The sequence below is a fragment of the Streptomyces sp. NPDC048483 genome, from assembly GCF_040651455.1.
In the GTDB taxonomy this organism is placed as follows: domain Bacteria; phylum Actinomycetota; class Actinomycetes; order Streptomycetales; family Streptomycetaceae; genus Streptomyces.
In genome coordinates, this window is the sequence record NZ_JBEZJZ010000007.1 from 99,184 (window position 1) to 115,789 (window position 16,606).

14 protein-coding genes are annotated in these 16,606 nt (G+C 69.4%); 9 read left to right on the top strand and 5 right to left on the bottom strand.

The features are described from left to right. Positions 1-112: 112 nt before the first annotated feature. Entirely contained in the window at positions 113-1,141 is a 1,029-nt protein-coding gene (locus AB0D04_RS06015; RefSeq protein WP_362699819.1) for an aminoglycoside phosphotransferase family protein, read from the bottom strand. 336 nt (positions 1,142-1,477) lie between these two features. Here AB0D04_RS06015 and AB0D04_RS06020 point away from each other — a divergent pair, with 336 nt between their 5' ends. Beyond that, complete coding sequence (locus AB0D04_RS06020; RefSeq protein WP_362699821.1) at positions 1,478-2,476, top strand: endonuclease/exonuclease/phosphatase family protein; 999 nt, start codon at positions 1,478-1,480, stop codon at positions 2,474-2,476. Positions 2,477-2,640: 164 nt separating this feature from the next. Here the strand turns inward: AB0D04_RS06020 and AB0D04_RS06025 are convergent, their stop codons facing one another. Both AB0D04_RS06025 and AB0D04_RS06030 read right to left on the bottom strand, forming a co-directional pair. Then, positions 2,641-2,769: an LPFR motif small protein gene (locus AB0D04_RS06025; RefSeq protein WP_263398772.1), complete on the bottom strand. Its 129-nt coding sequence runs from the start codon at positions 2,767-2,769 to the stop codon at positions 2,641-2,643. 74 nt (positions 2,770-2,843) lie between these two features. Next, entirely contained in the window at positions 2,844-4,007 is a 1,164-nt protein-coding gene (locus AB0D04_RS06030) for a LacI family DNA-binding transcriptional regulator (RefSeq protein ID WP_362699823.1), read from the bottom strand. 433 nt (positions 4,008-4,440) lie between these two features. Here AB0D04_RS06030 and ugpC point away from each other — a divergent pair, with 433 nt between their 5' ends. The 5 genes from ugpC to AB0D04_RS06055 all read left to right on the top strand — a co-directional run bounded on the left by ugpC (position 4,441) and on the right by AB0D04_RS06055 (position 10,535). Then, positions 4,441-5,541 (top strand): sn-glycerol-3-phosphate ABC transporter ATP-binding protein UgpC, encoded by a 1,101-nt coding sequence (gene ugpC, locus AB0D04_RS06035; protein WP_362699825.1) that lies wholly within the window; start codon positions 4,441-4,443, stop codon positions 5,539-5,541. Between the two features lie 40 nt (positions 5,542-5,581). Next, positions 5,582-6,895, top strand: a complete 1,314-nt coding sequence (locus AB0D04_RS06040) for an ABC transporter substrate-binding protein (RefSeq protein WP_362699827.1) — start codon at positions 5,582-5,584, stop codon at positions 6,893-6,895. 10 nt (positions 6,896-6,905) lie between these two features. Beyond that, positions 6,906-7,991 carry a sugar ABC transporter permease gene (locus AB0D04_RS06045; protein WP_362699829.1) on the top strand — a complete coding sequence of 362 codons (1,086 nt, stop codon included), beginning with the start codon at positions 6,906-6,908 and terminating at the stop codon, positions 7,989-7,991. Continuing rightward, entirely contained in the window at positions 7,988-8,821 is an 834-nt protein-coding gene (locus AB0D04_RS06050; protein ID WP_362699831.1) for a carbohydrate ABC transporter permease, read from the top strand. The genes AB0D04_RS06045 and AB0D04_RS06050 overlap by 4 nt, the downstream gene beginning before the upstream one ends. Positions 8,822-8,894: 73 nt before the next feature. Further along, positions 8,895-10,535 (top strand): glycoside hydrolase family 13 protein, encoded by a 1,641-nt coding sequence (locus AB0D04_RS06055; protein ID WP_362699833.1) that lies wholly within the window; start codon positions 8,895-8,897, stop codon positions 10,533-10,535. A gap of 44 nt (positions 10,536-10,579) precedes the next feature. Here AB0D04_RS06055 and AB0D04_RS06060 read toward each other — a convergent pair whose 3' ends face one another. Then, positions 10,580-11,455, bottom strand: coding sequence for a LysR family transcriptional regulator (locus AB0D04_RS06060; protein ID WP_362699835.1), 876 nt, complete (start codon positions 11,453-11,455; stop codon positions 10,580-10,582). Between the two features lie 138 nt (positions 11,456-11,593). Between AB0D04_RS06060 and AB0D04_RS06065 the strand changes: the two genes are divergently transcribed. The 3 genes from AB0D04_RS06065 (at position 11,594) to AB0D04_RS06075 (ending at position 15,478) form a co-directional block, all read left to right on the top strand. After that, on the top strand, positions 11,594-12,628 hold the full coding sequence (locus AB0D04_RS06065; protein ID WP_362699837.1) for an aldo/keto reductase: 1,035 nt from the start codon (positions 11,594-11,596) through the stop codon (positions 12,626-12,628). A 316-nt stretch (positions 12,629-12,944) separates the two neighbouring features. Next, positions 12,945-14,426 carry a cytochrome ubiquinol oxidase subunit I gene (locus AB0D04_RS06070; RefSeq protein WP_362699839.1) on the top strand — a complete coding sequence of 494 codons (1,482 nt, stop codon included), beginning with the start codon at positions 12,945-12,947 and terminating at the stop codon, positions 14,424-14,426. Beyond that, a complete protein-coding gene (locus AB0D04_RS06075; protein WP_362699841.1) occupies positions 14,423-15,478 on the top strand; it encodes a cytochrome d ubiquinol oxidase subunit II in 1,056 nt (351 codons plus the stop codon). The genes AB0D04_RS06070 and AB0D04_RS06075 overlap by 4 nt, the downstream gene beginning before the upstream one ends. A gap of 90 nt (positions 15,479-15,568) precedes the next feature. Here AB0D04_RS06075 and AB0D04_RS06080 read toward each other — a convergent pair whose 3' ends face one another. Then, positions 15,569-16,600: an NAD(P)-dependent alcohol dehydrogenase gene (locus AB0D04_RS06080; RefSeq protein WP_362699842.1), complete on the bottom strand. Its 1,032-nt coding sequence runs from the start codon at positions 16,598-16,600 to the stop codon at positions 15,569-15,571. Positions 16,601-16,606: the final 6 nt, after the last annotated feature.

A 16,606-nucleotide genomic window follows, 5' to 3' on the forward strand; every position in this document is an offset into this window, starting at 1 on the left:
GAGCGCGTCTCTGGGGACCTACAGACATGCTGACGGGCAGGCCGCGGCGGGTGCTGTGAAATAGCCCAACTCGGCAACGAGACCCGCAAGTTCTTCGACCGGGAAGGTTCCCCTATGGCCGTTGTAGGGGCAGTGGTTGAAGCGCGGGCCATCGGGTGAGCATGTCCTGTCGGATGACCGTGGCGAGTTGCCCCAGGCCCTTGAGCGCACCGCCGTCAGCGGTCATCTGGCTGACGATTCCGAGACGGTGGACGAGTCGCTGCCGGGCCGTTGCCGTGCCCCACTTCCAGTCCCGGTTCGGGATCTTGGCCAGGTGGTCGGCGGTTCCGCGGTAGGCCCGCTGGACCAGGGCGTCGCCTCGTAGCAGCCAGCCGGCACATGCGTCGGCGAGATCGTCTTGGACCTCGGTGCCCGTCGCGTTGAGCCATGCCGCTCGATAGGCCGCCTCTGCTGCGTGCAGCACAGGCTGAGGTGGGGCGGTGACGCACCAGCAGGTCGGGAAACCGATGCGCAGGTAGGCAAGCTCCACGAGCCCGTTGCCCAGCGCGGCCTGTTCGAAGTCGACGAACCGGACGCCACGGCTGGTGTGCACGTCGTTGCCGGGGCAGGGGTCGCCGTGCAGCAGGGCATGGCCCGGTGTGCCGAGCAGACGGTTCACGAGGCCGTCCAGCTCGGTTCGCACTCCGGACGGCACCGCGACGCCGAGCGTCCTGGCAAGCCCGAGGAAGGAATCGATGTCGTCCTGGGTCGGGCCGGACCAGGTGGGGAGTACGCCTGCATCGTCGGCGCTGGTGGCCGCGTGGAGTCGGGCCAGCGCCGACGCATAGTCGACCATCCAGTCCTCGCGGAGCTGCTGGTGATCCAGGTGCTCCAGGACCAGGACCCGTTCCCCTGGATCGGTGCCGAGGAGCATCGGCACCACGGGCGGGTCAACCCGGGACGCAAGCTTCAGCGCTGCCACCTCACGCGCATACCTCTCGGCGGCCTCCGGAGCGTCGATGAGCTGCTTGACCACCACTGGTGTGCCGGACAGCTCGGCCCGCCATACCCGTGAGCGCGGGCTGCTGCTCAGTCGGCGACCGCGACCAGGTGCGCCGAGCTCGGCTCGCAGTGTCTCCCCGAATGGCAGTCTTGACCACATGGCCTTCATCCTTGCACGTGCGTGAACACGGCTGATTGTGAAGCGAGTTGGACTTCAGGGTTGGCTCGAATGTCGGCTGGATGCGGGAGCACGGACGTGCCTTCCCGACTGCTCCAGCAAGTCCAGGACGCGGCCGATGCCGCGGGCGAGATCGGCTGGGACATCAGAGCGAAACGGCGTGGCGGAGCCTTTAGGCCCCGGTGGAGGTGGTGCACCAGAGTGAGCGGCAGCGGGAGCGCCCGGCAGTCGGCGGAACGCAGAGCGCGCCTCACCTACACCATCAGTAACAGCTGCTTACGCTGCGCACCCTGGCCATGACGAGCCCTGGGGACATCTATGACGCAGATCCGGATTGCCACCTTCAACCTGGAGAACTTCGACGAGACCGCTGCGGGTGCGCGCCCGTCGCTGGCTGAACGCATCACGCTGATGAAGCCGCAGATCACAAGGCTGCGGGCGGATATCGCCTGCTTCCAGGAAGTCCACGGGCAGGAGCGCCCCGGGCAGCCGCGTGCCCTGCTCGCACTGAAGGAGCTACTCACCGGCACCAACCTCGACGGCGCGCCCATGGTCAGCACCAAGCCCGAGACCGACGCGGTCTTCGACATGCGCAACCTGGTCATCGCCACCCACCTGCCGGTCATCAAGCACCAGCAGCTGAAGAACGACCTGGTCGCCGAGCCCCGCTACCAGCGGCTCACCGCCACACCCCCCGACGCGGGACCGGTGTCGATCGGTGTCGAGCGGCCCATCCTGCACGCGCAGATCGACATCGACCACGCAGAACCCGGCAGGCTGCTGCACGTCATCACCGTGCACCTGAAATCCAAGCTGCCCACCGATATCCCCGGCCAGGTGATCGACTCCCAGAAGGGTATCTGGCGCACCGCCGACAGCCGGGCCGAAGGCAGCTTCCTGTCGTCCATGAAACGCATGAGCCAGGCCCTGGAAGTCAGACGCCTCGTCGACCAGATCCTCGACGACGATCCGGACGCGCGCATCATCGTCACCGGTGACTTCAACGCCGAGCCCGAAGAAGTCCCGGTACTGGCAATCTGCGGCAACGTCGAGGACACCAACAACGGCGACCTCGCCTCCCGGGTCCTGGTCCCCGTCGAGCACACCATCCCCAACGAGGCCCGCTACACCCTCTTCCACCACGGCCGCGGGGAGATGATCGACCACATGCTGGTCACCCGCAACCTCCTCGCCCACTACCGCGGCTCAGAGATCCACAACGAGATCCTCCACGACGACTCCATCGCCTTCGCCACCGATATCAAGTACCCCGAGTCCGACCACGCGCCCGTCGTCGCCACCTTCGACTTCGCCTGACCCCGGAGCGCCCCGCCCATCACGTCCAGAGGTCCGGCCGGGCACGGTCTCCAGGACGCGGAAAACCCCGGCTGGACGGGGGACCAGCCGGGGCGTCCGAGAGGTTGCCCTACTCCGTAGGGCAACCCTGAGGGGTGGCTGAGAGGGCGACTCGCCTCGAGCTCTCAGTGGTGACCGTGCGCGGTGTCCGAAGCGCCGCCGAAGAGCCGGGCGACTGCTCGGAACGGCAGGGTGACGACGGTGGCGATGGCCCCGCCGATGGCACGGAGCACATCTGCGATCGCCTTCAACATGGGCGTCCTCCTCCGTCCTGCTTCCCGGCGCGTGGCCGGGGTGCGATGGGATGGGATTGCCGCTGCAGGGCCGTTCACTCTGCACGTGCCCGGAGGCCGGGCGGGAAAACATCCGGCCCCGACGGCTGCTCCCCCACCTCTTCTGTGTCACCCGGCTCGCGACGGCTACTCCCGTGCCTCGCCTGTGGCAGAGACACCTGCGCATGCGCGGAGCGTACGGGCGCCGGCGCCGTGCTGCCGCGCGGGATCAGCCGGGTGGGGAGCACGACGTGCCGCTCCTGGTCCGCCTCCGGCTCGTTGATGAGGGCGAGGGCCAGATCGGCTGCGGCGCGCCCGATGTCCGAAGGGGATTGGGCCATCGTCGTCAGGTCCGACCACTTGGCCATCTGATGGTCGTCGAAGCCCACTACGGACATCCGCTCGGGCACGTCGACATTGCTCTGGCGCAGCGTCCACATCACGGAGACGGCGACCTCGTCCTGTTCCGCGAAGATCGCGGTGGGTGGTTCGCGCAGGCTGAGCAACTGACCGATCGCCTCCATCGTGCCGCGCTTGTCGCCGGGAAGGGTGTCGACCACCAGGTCGTCGTCCAGGGCGATACCCGCCTCGGCCAGCGCCTGCTGATAGCCGGTCAGCCGCTCGTGGGAGCTGAAGGTGAAGCCGCTGGCGCCGATCGTCTTGACGAAGGCGATCCGGCGGTGTCCGAGATTGAGCAGATGCTGGGTGACCTGGTGCGCGCCCCTCTCGTCGTCGACGTACACGCTGGGCCGGCCTTCGGCGTGCTGGCTGATGTAGATCACCGGCATGTTGAGGTCGTCCAGGCGCGCGCTCTCCTCCTCGGAGAGGTCGAAGGAGAAGACCAGCAGCGCGTCGGCGTTCCGCCGGGCCGGGAGGCGCTCGAAGAAGGTGGACCGCTCGTCCATGTCGGGGGTGACGTAGACCAGCAATTCCAGGCCGGACTCGCGCAGCACCGGGCCGAGGCTGGACAGTGCCGAGCCGATGAACCAGGAGTTGAGGGTCGGCACGAGGGCCGCGACCACACCGGTCTTGCCGGTGACCAGGCTGGAGGCATGGCGCGAGACGACGAAGTTCATCTCGCGGGCGGCCCGCTCAACCCGGGCGCGTACGTCGGGAGAGACGGTCGAGAGCCCGCGGAGCGTGCGGGAGACGGTGGAGGCGGAGACCCCGGCGCGTTCGGCGACGTCGGCCAGGGTCGGGTGCCGCTGAGCTGGTGGCATGACGGGACGGTAGCACCATGCGGCCGCACCGGGAACCTTCTGAGACAGCGCTGTCACGAGCACCGTCTGACAACGCTGTCCCACTGCAATTCCGGGGTCTAACTGCGAAAAGGCGCCCTGAAAGATGCACAATACAGACGCAATCGCGGCAGGTTACCGGCACGTAACGCGTTGACTTCGCCTTCACTCGCTCTTAGCTTGCAAGCGTTGTTACGGAGCGATTGGCGTTACCCGCTGCGAATGGATCTCCGTGCCGCTGACATTGGGTGTACCCCCCATTGGCGGCGAGACAGCGCAGTCATCATCTCCATCACGCGTGTTTCCCTGGGCCGCGGCGCGGCCTACGGCCCCTCGGGCCGCACCACGGCGCCGCACATCGGCCCCCGTTCTCCGCTTGCACCGTCCGGCACCCCCTGCCGGTGAAGGGACCCGCATGACCACTGTCGGTTTCGAGAAAGTGACCCGTCGCTATCCGGGTGGCGATCGCCCAGCGGTCGACGCCCTCCATCTGGACATCGCCGACGGCGAATTCCTGGTCCTGGTCGGACCCTCGGGGTGTGGCAAGTCCACCAGCCTGCGGATGCTGGCGGGCCTGGAGGACGTGGACGACGGCGTGATCCGCATCGGCGGGCGGGATGTGACGCACCTGCCGCCGAAGGACCGGGACATCGCCATGGTGTTCCAGAACTACGCCCTGTACCCGCACATGAGCGTCGGCGACAACATGGGATTCGCCCTGAAGATCGCCGGGGCCGGCAAGACCGAGATACGCCGCCGCGTACAGGAAGCCGCCAAAATCCTGGACCTGGAGCCGTATCTGGAGCGAAAGCCCAAGGCACTCTCCGGAGGTCAGCGGCAGCGCGTCGCCATGGGCCGCGCCATCGTCCGCGAGCCGCAGGTCTTCCTGATGGACGAACCGCTGTCCAACCTGGACGCCAAGCTGCGTGTCCAGACCCGTACCCAGATCGCCGCGCTGCAGCGCCGGCTCGCGGTCACGACCGTCTACGTCACCCATGACCAGGTCGAGGCCATGACGATGGGTGACCGGGTCGCCGTGCTCAAGGACGGGCTGCTCCAGCAGTGCGCCGCCCCACGCACCCTCTACGCGGAGCCGGCGAACGTGTTCGTGGCCTCCTTCATCGGCTCCCCGACGATGAACCTCCAGGAAGTACCCATCGGGGGCGGCGTCGCGCGGATCGGTGGCGCGGCCATCCCGCTGAGCCGCCGGGTCCTGGCCGCGGCGGCGGACGAGGGCAGCGAGAAGCTCGTGCTGGGCTTCCGACCCGAGGCGCTGGAGCCCGTCGGCGCCGGTGAGCACGGCCTGAGCATGACCGTGACCATGGTGGAGGAACTCGGCTCCGAGGCCTACGCCTACGGCGACCTCAACGGCCACGAAGGAGCCCCGGCCGCCATCATCGCCCGCGTCGATCCGCGCACCCCGCCCGCCAAGGGCGAGCGGGTCACTCTGCGCATCCGCCCCGGCGGGGAGTACTTCTTCTCCGCCAAGTCCGGTCAGCGGCTTCCCACCGAGTGATCTGCGGAGCCCCATCCACTCCGCACCAGCAGGAGAGACAGTGAAGAGCAGGACCAGAAGAGCAACACAGTGCTCGGGCGCGGTGCTCGCAGGGCTCGCCGCCGTCGCCGCGTGCGGCACCCCCGGTCGCGTCACGTCCGCCGGCACGTCAGGACCCACCGCCTTCGAGGGGCGCGGCCCCATTACCTACGTCGCGGGCAAGGACAGCAGCGGCAGTGTCCAGATGGTGATCGACCGCTGGAACAAGCTGCACCCGAAGGAGAAGGTCACCTTCGTCCAGCTGCCGACCGACCCCGACGCGCAACGTCAGCAGATGATCCAGAATGCGCAGACGAAGTCCGATGCCTATACGGTGCTGTCGCTCGACGCCGTGTGGACCTCGGAATTCGCGGCGCACAGGTGGGTCGACCGACTGCCGGAGGACCGGTTTCCGCTGCGGCAGATGCTGAAGCCGATCGTGGAGACCGGCAAGTACCGCGGCGGCGTGTACGCGCTCCCGGCGAGTTCGGACGGCGGCATGCTCTATTACCGAACCGACCTTCTGAAGAAAGCCGGCATCGCCGAACCGCCGGCCACCTGGGCCGAGATGAAGGCGGACTGCGCCAAGGTGAAGAAGCTGCCGGAGGCGCGCGGCATGTCGTGTTACACCGGGCAGTTCCAGAAGTACGAGGGGCTGACGGTCAACTTCGCCGAGGCCGTGAACTCCGCGGGCGGTGTTGTCACCGACGCGACGGGCAGGCCGCACGTGAACTCCCCGGCAGCGAAGCGGGGCTTGGACTTCCTGGTCGGCTCGCTCAAGGACGGCACGATCCCGAAGGACGGCGTCACCTACCAGGAGGAGGACGGCCGCCGGGCCTTCCAGGCCGGGAAGCTGATCTTCGAACGGCAGTGGGCGTACATGTATCCGCTGGCGGAAATGAAGGACGGCTCCAGCAAGGTCGCGGGGAAGTTCGATGTCGCGCCGCTGCCCGGCCTCAACGGGCCCGGGTCCTCCAGTCTGGGCGGCCACAACCTTGCCCTGTCGGCCTCCGCCGAGAACAAGGCCACGGCGATCGACTTCATGAACTTCTTCGCCGGCCAGAAGATCCAGCGGCTCACGCTGTCCCGCGCACCGGCCGCGCCGACGTACGCGGCGCTGTACAAGGACCCGGAGCTGATCAAGAAGTATCCGTACCTTCCCACCCTCAAGCAGTCGATCCTGCACGCCGTGCCCCGGCCCCGCGTCTTCCAGTACGGCGATGTGACCGCGGCGATCCAACGGGAGTCCTACGCCGCCATGACCGGCAGCAAGAGCAGCGAGCAGGCCCTGGAGGACCTTCAGAAGGCCCTCCGGCAGCAGCCGGCGGCGGAGTAAGGAGACCGTCATGACGAAGACGCACAACCCACCCGAGGCCGAAGAGGACAGCCAGGACGACGCAGCGGGGCGTGCCCCCGGTGCTCCGGGCGACGGGGCACGTGACGGTTCGTCGGCTCAGCCGCCGGTACCGTCCAGAGGCCGGCGCCGACGCCCCCGGGCGACATCCGGCTCGGGACGGCTCGCGGCCCTGCTGATCTCCCCGACGCTGCTGGTGCTGGCGATCGTGGTGCTCTACCCGACGGTCGTGGCCCTCAAGGACTCGCTGTTCGGGACGCCGGGCCTCGACCCCAAGACCGGCTTCGTCCGGGAGAGCGACCCCTTCGTGGGCATGGAGAACTTCACGGCGATCTTCGGAGAAGCCGGCGAGCGGTTCTGGAACGCCTTCTGGAACACGACGTTTCTCACCTTCACCACGGTCCTGCTGGAGACGGTGATCGGCGTGGCCATGGCGCTGATCATGCACCGCGCGTTCCAGGGCCGGGCCCTCGTACGGGCCAGCATCCTGGTGCCGTGGGCCATCCCCACCGCCGTCACCGGTCTGCTGTGGCGCTGGATCTTCAACGCCGACGGCGTGGCCAACGCCCTCATCGGCCGGCAGGTGCTGTGGACGACCGAGGGCTTCCACGCCAAGGTCGCGGTCATGATCGCCGACGTGTGGAAGACGGCACCGTTCATCGGCCTGCTCGTGCTGGCCGGCCTCCAGGTGATCTCCAAGGAGGTGTACGAGGCGGCCCGGATCGACGGCGCGGGTCCGCTGCGCCAGTTCTGGAACATCACCCTGCCGTTGGTGAAGCCCGCCCTGCTGGTCGCCGTGCTCTTCCGGACACTCGACGCGCTGCGCATGTTCGACCTGCCGTACATCCTCATCGGCGCGCAGAAGACCTCGGTGGAGACGCTGTCCATGCTGGCCCAGGACCAGGCGTCGAACGTACGGTTCGGGCCGGCCGCGGCGTATGCGGTGATCCTCTTCGTGTACGTCTTTCTCATCGCGCTGGCCTTTGTCCGGCTGCTCGGCGCCAATGTCGTCGGAGACGACCGCGCCGCCAAGCGCCGCCGGCTGCTGCCGCGCCGTCGCACGGAGGTGGCGGCATGAAGCTCTCCCTGAACTGGCGCAAGTGGCTGCTGTACGCGGGTGTCGCCGGGGTCGTGGCCTACTGCCTCGCACCGTTCTACTGGATGCTGGTGTCGAGCCTGCGGCGGACGTCCGACATCTTCGAGAACTCGCCGTTCCCCACCCGGATCTCCTTCGAGAACTACCTCGCGGTCCTCGACCCGTCCCAGGGGTTCAGCCGGGCGCTGTTCAACAGCATCGTCGTGGCCGGCATCACCACCGTCCTGGCGCTGATTCTGGCCACCTTCACCGCGTATGCGATGGCACGGCTGGAGTTCCGGCTCAAGCGGCTGGTGCTCACCCTGATCATCGCCACCTCGATGTTCCCCGTGGTGTCGATCGTGGTGCCGCTGCTGAAGATGTTCGTCGACTTCGGCTGGATCAACACCTACCAGGCGATGATCGTGCCGAGTATGTCCTTCACGCTGCCGCTGGCCGTCTGGAACCTCACCGCGTTCTTCCGGCAGATGCCGGACGAACTGGAGCAGGCCGCCATGGTGGACGGCTGCACCCGTGGCCAGGCGTTCCGCAAGATCATCATCCCGCTCGCCGCGCCGGGCATGTTCACCACGGCGATCATCACGTTCATCGCCGCCTGGAACGAGTTCCTGATCGCCCTGACGATGACGAACAAGCCGGAGATACAGACCGCGCCGGTGGCGATCTCCAAGTTCTCCGGCGCCTCACAGTTCGAGACGCCCTTCGGCAGTCAGATGGCGGCAGGCGTTCTCGTCACCATCCCGCTCGTGATCGTGGTGCTGCTCTTCCAGCGCCGGATCGTCGCCGGGCTCACCGCGGGTGCGGCCAAGTAACGCCACAACCACCCGACTTGCCTTACCCAGATACCCCTTACCCCTTCATCACGCTTCGAGGAGTACCCAGCTCATGTCCAGCACCGCCCCGTGGTGGCGCAGCGCCGTCATCTACCAGGTCTACATCCGCAGCTTCGCCGACGGGAACGGCGACGGAGTCGGTGACATCGCCGGCATCCGCTCCCGCCTGCCGTACCTGAAGTCGCTCGGTATCGACGCCATTTGGATCAACCCCTGGTACAAGTCGCCGATGGCCGACCACGGTTACGACGTGGCGGACTTCCGTGAGATCGACCCGCAGTTCGGCACGATGGCCGAGGCCGAGGCGCTCATCGAGGAAGCACATCGGCACGGCATCCGCGTCATCCCCGACATCGTGCCCAACCACGTCTCCGACCAGCACAAGTGGTTCCAGGCCGCGCTGGCTGCCGGGCCCGGCAGCCCGGAGCGGGAGCGTTTCGTCTTCCGGCCCGGCCGGGGCCCGGACGGCGCCGAACCGCCGAACGACTGGATGTCCTGCTTCGGCGGTCCGGCCTGGACCCGGCTGTCCGACGGACAGTGGTACCTGCATCTCTTCGCGCCCGAGCAGCCGGACCTCAACTGGGAACACCCGGACGTACGGGCGGAGTTCGAGGACATTCTGCGGTTCTGGTTCAGCCGCGGCGTGGACGGGTTCCGTATCGATGTGGCGCACGGCCTGGTCAAGCACCCCGAGCTGCCCGACCTGCCGCCGCGCAGCGACCCGGACGCCCCCGCTCCCGCGGAGCGGGTGCCGCACCCGCACTGGGACCGCGACGAGGTGCACGAGATCTACCGTGCCTGGCGCCGGGTCGCCGACGAGTTCCCCGGCGACCGATCGTTCGTCGCCGAAGCCTGGGCCGACGGTCCCGGGCGGCTGGCCAACTACGTCCGGCAGGACCGGCTGCACACCGCGTTCAACTTCGACTTCCTGATGACCAGTTGGGATGCCCAGCAGCTGCGCGAGGTGATCGACAGCTCGCTCACCACGCTCGGCTCGGTCGGCGCACCGGCCACCTGGGTGCTCTCCAATCACGATGTCACCCGCCACCCGAGCCGCTTCGGCCGCAAGGTGGTCAAGAAGTGGGTGGCCAACGAGCTCTACCGCCCCGAAGGACCGCTGGACTTCGAACTGGGCACCCGGCGGGCCCGCGCGGCCGCCCTGCTGATGCTCGCCCTCCCCGGCGGCGCCTACGTCTACCAGGGCGAGGAGCTGGGGCTGCCGGAGGTCGAGGACCTGCCCGACGAGGTACTGCAGGACCCCTGCTGGGAGCGCTCCGGCCACACCGACCGCGGCCGTGACGGCTGCCGTGTGCCCATCCCGTGGTCCGGGCAGGAGGCGCCGTTCGGCTTCAGTCCCGACGGGGCGACCGGCGAGCCGTGGCTGCCGCAGCCGGCGCTGTGGAAGGACCACAGCGTCGAGGCGCAGACCGGTGACGCCACCTCCATGCTGGAGCTCTACCGCCGGGCGCTGCACCTGCGCCGCGGCCTGCCCGCCCTCGGTGAGGGCGACATGACCTGGCTGGACGCCCCGGCCGGCGTGCTGGCGTTCACCCGTGAGCCGGGTTTCGTCTGCGTCGTCAACCTCTCGGCCGAGCCGTACCCGTTGCCGGAGCACACGTCGGTGCTGCTGGCCAGCGGACCGGTCGAGGACGGTCTGCTGCCCCAGGACCACGCGGTGTGGCTCGCGCGATAGCGCACGGCTGCCGGGCCCGGAATTCTCCGGGCCCGGCAGGCGGGTCAGTGGTCCAGGTAGGAGAGCAGCTCCTGGGCGGCCGGGCCCGGCCGGTCGCCCGCCGGCAGGGCCACGGACACCTCCCAGGTCTGTTCCTCCGCACCCGTCAGCGGCAGCGCGCACAGGGTCGCCGCCTCGGGCTTGCGGGCGATGGGCCGGGGGACGACGGCGATGCCCAGCCCGTGGCGTACGAGGTCGATCAGCGTGTGGACGTCGTAGACCTCCAGGGCGACATGCCGGTCCGTACGGCCGGCGGCGAAGGCCCGGTCGGTGAGGCGGCGGGCACCCCAGTCGGGATGGAAGTCGACGAACGTCTCCCCCAGCAGCTCGGTCCACGCCGCCTGCCTGCCGCCCGCGAGGCGGTGATCGGGGTGGCAGAGCAGGACCATGGGCTCACGGCGGACGGGCAGCAGACGCACCCCGTCGGGCGCCGGGCCGGGCAGCGACACGAAGGCCAGGTCCAGGCGCCCACCGGCGATGTCGTCGACCAGCACGACCGAGCCGGCCTGGCGCAGGTGTACCTCGACGTCCGGGTGTTGCGCGCGGAACCGTGCGAGCAGCGCCGCGACGTCGACGGTCACGCACTGCTCGACACCGACCGAGAGGCTGCCGCGCAGCAGCCCCTGGACGGCCGCCACGGCTTCCTTGGCGGCCCGGGCGCCCGCGAGCGTGCGGGTCGCCTCCTGGAGCAACGCCTTTCCCGCGCCGGTGAGTTCGACGCTTCGGGTGGTGCGGACGAAGAGCGGGGCGCCCAGCTCCCGTTCCAGGGCCCGCACCGACGCGGAGAGCCCCGACTGGGAGACCAGCATCCGCTGCGCCGCCCTGGTGAAGTGACGCTCCTCCGCGACGGCGACGAAGTATTCGAGCTGGCGTAGTTCCACGATTGAGAAGCCTAGCTGCTGAATCCGTCCGGTTTCTTCTATTGGACGGATGACGTTCGTCCGCGACAGTCTGAGAGCCCCCGCGGACCGGCCGGCCCTCGGGATCCCGATGCGCAGTGCTGACAAGGAGAAACGACGGTGGAGTACCGCACTTTGGGCCGGAGCGGATGCAGTGTCTCGACGCTCGCGCTCGGCACGATGACCTTCGGCAACGAGACCGATGAGAAGGGTGCGCACGCGCAGCTCGACCGGTTCGTCGAGGCGGGCGGCACCTTCATCGACACCGCCGATGTGTACAGCGCGGGTGCATCCGAGAAGATCGTCGGGCGGTGGCTGGCGAGTGCCCCGGCCGACGTACGCGACCAGGTCGTCATCGCATCCAAAGGCCGCTTCCCGATGGGCGGGGGCCCCAACGACGTCGGCCTGTCGCGCCGGCACCTCGGCCGTGCGCTGGACGCCTCGCTGCGCAGGCTCGGCGTCGAGACGATCGACCTCTACCAGGTCCACTCCTGGGACCCGCTCACGCCCATCGAGGAGACCCTGGGTTTCCTCGACGACGCCGTGCGCCGAGGCAAGATCCATTACGTCGGGCTGTCCAACTTCACCGGCTGGCAGATCCAGAAGACCGTGGACGTCGCCGACTTCCGCGGGCTGGCCCGGCCGGTGACGCTCCAGCCGCAGTACAGCCTGCTGTCCCGCGAGATCGAGTGGGAGATCACCGCGGCCTGTGCCTCCGAGGGACTCGGGCTGCTGCCGTGGAGCCCGCTCGGCGGCGGCTGGCTGACGGGCAAGTACCGGCGCGACGAGCGGCCGACCGGGGCGACCCGGCTCGGCGAGGACCCCGAGCGCGGCGTCGAGGCGTACGACCGGCGCGGGCGCATCGAACGCACCTGGGCCGTGGTGGACGAGGTACGGACGCTGGCCGGGGAGCGCGGCGTCTCGATGGCACAGATCGCCCTGTCCTGGGTGGCCGACCGGCCCACCGTGACCTCGGTGATCCTTGGCGCGCGCACGACCGAGCAGCTGGCGGACAATCTCGCCGCGGCCGAGCTGCACCTGTCCCAGGAGGAGCGGACCCGGCTGGACAAGGTCAGTGACCCGGGTGCGGCGGACTACCCGTACGGCGGCCCCGGCCAGGATCAGCGCAGCCGCAAGATCACGGGCGGTCGCTGATCTGCGCGGTGCACGGCAGAGGTTGCGCGGCGGCCGGGGATCTTCCCGGCCGTAGACCTCCGACGACGGCGCGCCGCCGGACATCCGACTGGGCCGACCGAGCGAAGATCATCGGCTCAACGGCGCAACGTGAGGCCGCGTGGGTGCTGCTCCGCGGCCGCCGGTGATTCTCTGACGAGCCGGGCGCGACCGGCGCCGAGTCCCGCAGCACCGGGCCCGGCACCGAGGAGGCAGGCAGTCGTGGGCTCCACCGCCGGCGCGGCACGAGGCGCGATCTGAACGTCCCGAGCGGCAACAGCATGGAGGCACGCACACCATGGTCCCCCTGCTGACGGACGCCCCGGCCCAGCTCCTCCCGGCCAGGGAGCTGATGGCGTTCACCCTGGCCACCCACATCATTCTGGTGCCGTTCGGGGTGGCATTGCCGCTGATCACCCTGGTGATGCACCACCGCGGTCTGCGGCGGAACGACGCCGTGGCCCTGCTCCTCGCACGACGCTGGTCGGCGGTCATGGCGGTCCAGTTTGCGGTCGGAGTCGTCACCGGCACCGTGCTCTCCTTCGAGTTCGGGCTGCTCTGGCCGGGGCTGATGGGCAAGTGGGGCGGGGTCTTCGGCATCGGATTCGGCGTCGAGGCATGGGCGTTCTTCCTTGAAGCGGTCCTCATCGCCATCTACCTCTACGGCTGGCGACGGCTGAAGCCCCGCACCCACTTTCTGCTCGGCCTGCCGCTGCCGGCCGCCGCCCTGCTCGGCGCGTTCGGAATCCTGGCGGCCAACTCATGGATGAACACGCCCCAGGGGTTCCGGCTCGATGCCGACGGCAGGCCCACAGACGTTCACATCTGGTCGGCGATCTTCACCCCGATGTTCGGGCCGCAGTACTGGCACTTCGTCGTGGCGATGCTGATCACTGCGGGCTACACGGTGGCCGGCGTCTACGCCGTCGGCCGGCTGCGCGGCCGCCGCGACCGCTACCACCGGCTCGGCTTCACCACCCCCTTCACCCTTGCCGCGGTGTTCACGCCGGTGCAGTTCCTGCTGGGGGACTCGATCGCCCGGTCGGTCTTCCACAAGCAGCCGGTGAAGTTCGCCGCGACGGAGCTCGTCTGGCGGACCGACAGCCATGTACCCGAGTACATCTTCGGCCGTCTGCACCCGGACGGAACCCTCTCCGGCGGCATCAAGATCCCCCAATTCGACTCGATCCTCGCCGGGTTCACCCCGGGGACCAAAGTGACCGGACTGACCTCCGTCCCGGCGGACAACCGGCCGACGGCCGCGCAGGCCACCCTCGCCCACTGGGCCTTCGACCTCATGGTCGTGATCGGCTCCCTGCTGGCGCTGCTCGCCCTCTGGTACGGCTGGTGTTGGCTGCGCAGGCGCCGACTGCCCACCTCGCCGTGGTTCTTCCGCGCCGCGGCATGCGCGGGCGTCGGCTCTGTCGTCGCCGTCGAATGCGGGTGGATCACCGCCGAAGTGGGGCGGCAGCCCTGGATCGTCTACCAGCACATGCGGGTCTCCGAAGCGGTGACAGCCACCCGCTCCACCAGTCTCTGGATCATGCTGGGCCTGGTGATCGTGGTCTACGCGTTCATCTTTGGATCGCTGCTCGCCGTGCTGCTCAAGATGCGTACGGGCTGGCGGCTCGCCGACGAACGCCGGGCGACGGAGGAACCGCGGGAGGAACCGGAGACCGACACCCCCTACGGGCCCCGCTCCCGGGTTCCGGCCGGCGACCCACCGTCCTCCCGTGCCACCGGGACCGGGACCGGGACGGACGAAGAGAGCCGGCCGTGATCGCCGATGTCATCGCCGTGGTGCTGCTGCTCGCCGTGGCGGCCTACGCCTGCGCCGGAGGCACCGACTACGGAGCCGGGTTCTGGGATCTGACGGCCGGTGGCGCGGAGCGCGGAGCGCGTCCCCGATGGCTGATCGACCACGCCATGGCACCCGTATGGGAGGTCAACAACGTCTGGCTCATCTTCGTCCTCGTCATCATGTGGACGGGCTTTCCCACCCTGTTCCAGACCGTGTTCTCCGCGATGTGGCTGCCGCTGGCTTTGGCCGCCATCGGTCTGGTGCTGCGCGGTGCCGGCTTCGCCCTGCGCAAGCCCCTCCGCCGGATCGCCGGGCGACGCCTCTACGGTGCCGCCTTCGCCTTCTCCTCGCTGCTCAGCCCGTTCTTCCTCGGGGCGGCCGTCGGCGGTGTGGCCTCGGGCCGGGCGGTACCGGGCACCGAGGCCTCGGCCCATGCCTGGTCCCACCCGACCTCCCTCCTCTTCGGACTGATCGCCATCGTGATGACGGCATTCCTGGGCGCCGTGTTCCTGGCCGCCGACGCCGTCCGCTTCGACGCCCCCGACCTGGTCGGCTACTTCCGGCGGCGGGCCCTGGCGGCCGTCGTCGCGCTCACCGTGCTGGCGGCGGTCATGCTGACCGCCACCCGGAGCGACGCGCCACACGTCTGGCACGGACTCACCCATGGCGCCGGCCTTGGCCTCGTCATCCTGGCCGGGGTCTGTTCCGTCGCCACCGCCTGGCTGCTGCTGCGCCGGTCCGGTGCCTGGGCCCGGGTCACCGCCGTCGGCGTGGTCGCGGCGGCCGTCATCGCCTGGGGAACTGCCCAACGCCCCTATCTCATCCCCACGTCCCTGACCGTGGCCGAGGGCGCCGCCGCCCCCGGCAGCCTGCGGTGGCTCGGCCTGGTCACCCTCGTCGCCGTGGTGCTCATCTGCCCGGCGGTGGTGTTCCTGTACTGGCTGGACACCCACGGCGAACTCGAACCGCTCTCCGACGCCGACCTGCACGGCACCGAACCGGCCGACGACAACCCGACCGGTCACCACTGACCGCGAGCACCACCGGGCATCGGTCACAGGTCACAGGTCAGGGATCAGGGATCACCGACCCGCACGAGCCGCACCGGCCTCCCCCTGCCGTTACTTCTGGGGGTGGACGACGCTCTTGATCGCGGTGCGGTCGCGGGCGCCCGCGGTGAGGGCCTGTTCGGCGTCGGCGAGGCCGTAGCCGTGGGTGACCAGGGGGTCGAGCCGGACGCGGCCGGAGGCGGCCAGGGCGATGGCGGTGGGCCAGGTGTTGGCGTAACGGAAGGTGCCGGTGACCTCCAGCTCGTAGTTCTGGACCTTGGCAAGCGGCAGCGGTACCTCATCGCCGCCCATGCCGACCAGGACGACGCGGCCTGCCCTGGCCATGGTCCGGATCGCCTCATTGATGACGGCCGGGACGCCGCTGCACTCGAGGAGGACGGTCGGGGCGTGGCCGAGGTCCGCCAGCGGGGTACGGGAGACATCGACGGCGGTGGCGCCGAGTTCCCGTGCGAGTTCCAGGCGGTGCGGGACGATGTCGGTGACCAGCACCTCGGAGGCGCCGAAGGCCCGGGCCGTCTGGGCGGCGACCAGGCCGATGGGACCCGCGCCGGTGATCAGGACCCGGTCACCCGGGACGACGCGGGCCTTGCGGCAGGACCACACGCCCACGGAGAGGGGTTCGAGCAGCGCGGCGGCCTCGTCGCTGAGCGTGTCGGGAACCGCGTGCGCGAACTCCTCGTGTACCGCCGCGTATTCGCAGAAGACGCCGTCCACCGGCGGGGTGGCGTAGAAGACCATGTCGGGGCAGAGGTTGTAGCGGCCCAGGCGGCATTCGATGCACGTACCGCAGGGGGTGCCGGGCTCGATGGAGACCCGCCGGCCGACCTGGTGGCGGGTGGCGCCGGGTCCGCGGGCGACCACGGTGCCGGACGGCTCGTGCCCGAGAATCATCGGTTCCTTGACGACGAAGTCCCCGATGCGGCCGTGCCGGTAGTAGTGCACGTCGGAGCCGCAGGTACCGACCGCGTCGATACGGACCAGGACCTGGCGCCCGCCGGGGACCGGCACCGGACGCTCCTCGATCACAAGCCGCTCGGGGCCGTGCAGGACGGCGGCACGCATGGTGGCGGGAATCCGGTTCATGAGGGG